Here is a 2,989-nt window from a genome sequence, read left to right on the forward strand (position 1 = left end):
GGAGAGGGGGAGAGGAGAGGGGGAGAAGAGAAAGAGGGGAGAGAAGAGGGAAAGGAGAAGGGGGAGGAGAAGGGGGGAAAGAAGGAGGGGAGGGGGGAGGAGGAGGAGGGGGAAGGAAGAAGGAAGGAGAAAGGGGAGAAAAAAGGGAAGGGGGAGGAAGGGGAGGAGGAAAAGGAAGAGAAGAAGGGGGAAAAAAGGGAAAGAGGAGGAAGGGAGAGGGGGGGAGGGGAGAGAGGAGGAGGGGAGGGAAAGGAGGGGGGAGAAGGGGAGAAAGGGAAGGGAAGAAAGAGGGAAGAGAAAAGAAGAAAAGGGAGGGAGAGAGGGAAGAGAAAGGAGAGGAAAGGGAGAAAAAGAGAGGGAAAGGGGGGGAGAAGAAGGAAGAGGAAAAAAGAGGAGAGGAGGGGAAAAGGAGGGAAAAGAGAGAAAAGAGGAAGGGGGGAAAAAAGGGGGAGGAGGAGGAGGGGAAGGAAAAAAAGGAAAAAGGGGAAAGGGAAGGAGAAGAGGAGAAAAGGGAGGGGGGAAGAGGGAGAGAAAAAAAGGGGGGGAGAGAAGAGGAAGAGAAAAAGAAAGAAAGGAGAGAAAGGAAGGAGAAGAGGGAAAAAGGGGGAGGGAAAAGAAAAGGGAGGGAAGGGGAGGGGAGGAGGAGGAAAGAAAAAAGAAGGGAAGAGGAAAAGAAAGAAAAAGGGGAAGGGGGGAGAGGGAAAAAAAAAAGGGGAGGGGAAGGAAAGAGGAAAGAAGGAAGGGAGAGAGGGAAAAAAGAAAGAAAGGGGGAGGAAAGGGAAGGAGGAAGAGAGAAAGAAAGGGAAGAAAAGGGGGGAGGAAAAAGAGGAAGAAAAAAAAAAAGAGGGGAAAGGAAAGGAAGGGAAAGAGAAAGGGGAGAAAAAAGAAGAAAAGAGGAAGAAGAAGGAAGAGAAGAAGAAAAAAGAGAGGAAAAAGAGGGGGAAGAAAGGGGGGAAAGGGGGAAGAGGAGGAAAAGAGAAGAGAAAGAAGGGGAGAAAAAGAAGGGGGAGGAAAAGGGAAAGAAAAGAAAAAAGGAGGGGAGAGAGGAGAAGAAGAGAAGAAAAGAAGAAGAAAAAGAAGAAGGGGAGGAAGGAAAGGAAGAGAGGGGGGGGAAAAGAGGAGGGAGGAAGGAAAAAGGGAAGGAAAAGGAAAAAAGGGGGGAGGGGGAAGGAGGAGAAAGGGAGAAAGGAGAAGAGAAAGGAGGGGGAGGAGGAGGGGGAAGGGGGGGAAGAGAGGAAAAAAAGGAGGGAGAGAAAAGGAAAAGGAGGGGAAAAAGAAGAGAAAGAAAGGGGAGGGAGAAGAGGGAAGAAAGAGGGGAGGAAAAAGGAGGGAGAGAAAAGGGAGGAGGAGGAAAAAAAGGGAAAGGGGGGGAGAGGAGAGAAAGGGGGGGAAGAAGAAGAAGAAAAAGGAGGGAAAGGGAAGAGGAGAAAAAGAAGAGGAAAAGAAAAAGGGAAAAAAGAGGGGGGGAAAAAAAGGGAGGAAGAGGGAGAAAAGGGAGAAAAGAAGGAAGAAAAAAAAGGAAAAAAGGAGGGGAAAAAAAGAAAGAAGGAAGAGAAGGAGGAAGAAAAAGAGAAAAGAGAGGAGAGGGGGAGGGAGGAGAGAAAGGAGGGAGGAGGGAAGGGAGAAAGAGAAGAAAGGGGGGAAGAAGAGAAAGAGGAGGAGGAGGAAAAAAGGGGAAGGGAGGAGGGGGGGGGGGAAGGGGGGGAAGAAGAAGGGGAAGGAAGGAAAAGGAAAGAGGGGGGAGAGGAAAGAGGGAGGGAAGGGGGAGAGGGGGAGGGGAGAGGGGGGAGGAAAAAAAAAAAGGGGAAGAGAAAGAGAAGAGAAGGGGGAAGGGAAGAGAGAGGGGGGGAGAAAGGAGGGAGAAAGGGAGGGAAAGAGAGAAAGGGGGAGGGGGAAAGGGGAGAGGAGAGGAGAAGAGGAAGAGAGGAAAAGAGGGGAAGAAAAGAGGGGGGGAGGGGGGGAAGGAAAAGGGAAGGGAAAGGGAGAGAAGGGAGGAAAAGGGAAGGGGGAGGAGGGGGAGAGAGGGGGAGGGAAAGAGAGGGGAGGGGGGAGAGAAAGAAGAGGAGGAGGGAAAAGGAGGGGGGGGAGAGGAGAAAGAAGAGGGGGGGGAGAAGGGAAAGGAGAGGAAGGAAAGAGGGGAAGGGGAAAGAGGAGGGGAGAAAAGGAAGGGGAAAAGGAGAAAGGGGAGGGAAAAGGGGGAAGAGAAAGAGAAGGAAAGAGGGAAAGGAGAGGGGAAAGGGGGAAAGGGAGAGAGAGGAGGGAGGAGAAGGAGGAGGGGAAAAGGGGAGAGAAGGAAAAGAAGAAAAAGAAGAAGAAGGGAAAAGAAAGAAAAAAAAAAGGGAAAAGGAAAAAAAGGGGGAAGGAGAAAGGGGAAAAAAAGAAAGGGAAGGGGAGAAGAAGGAGGGAGGGGGGAAGAGGGGGAGAGAGAAGGGGGGAGAAAAGGGGAAAAAGAAAAAAAGGGGAAAAGAAGGGGAAAAAGAGAAGAGAGAGAAAAAGGAAAAGGAAGGGAGAAAGGGGGAGAAGGGGAGAGAGAGAGAGGAGAGGAGAAGAAGGAAGAGGAGAGAGGGGGGGGGGGAAAGGAGAGGGGAAAAGAAAAGGGGGAGAGAAGAGAAGGGAAGAAGAGAAAAGAAGGGGGAGGGGGAAGAAAAAGGAGAGAAAGGAAGGGGAGGAGGAGGAGGGGGAGGAAAGGGAAAGGGGAGGGGAAGAGAGGGGAAAAAAAGAAAAAAAAAGAAGAAAGGAGAAAGAGAAGGAGAAAAAGAGAAAAAAGAAGGGGGGAAGGGGAGAAAAAAGAAAAGAGGAAAAAAGAGGAAGGAGGGAAGAGAGGGAGAAAGGGAAGAGAGGAAGAAGAAGAAAGGGGAGGGGGGAGAGCAAAAGAGGGAGGAAAAAGAGAAAAAAAAAGAAAGGAAGAGGAGGAAGAAAGGAAAAGAAAGAGAGAGAGAGAAGGAACAGCAAGGACAACTTCAAGTTATTGTTAGCCCTCGCTTTGGAA

At 50.6% G+C, this 2,989-nt stretch carries 1 protein-coding gene; it reads left to right on the forward strand.

The features are described 5' to 3' along the window. A partial coding sequence (locus tag FHK88_RS14545) for a hypothetical protein (RefSeq protein ID WP_227430929.1) occupies positions 1-2,989 on the forward strand: 2,989 nt, incomplete at both ends.

Origin of the sequence: Psychrobacter sp. I-STPA6b, from assembly GCF_020662265.1 — a bacterium.
Lineage (GTDB): Bacteria > Pseudomonadota > Gammaproteobacteria > Pseudomonadales > Moraxellaceae > Psychrobacter.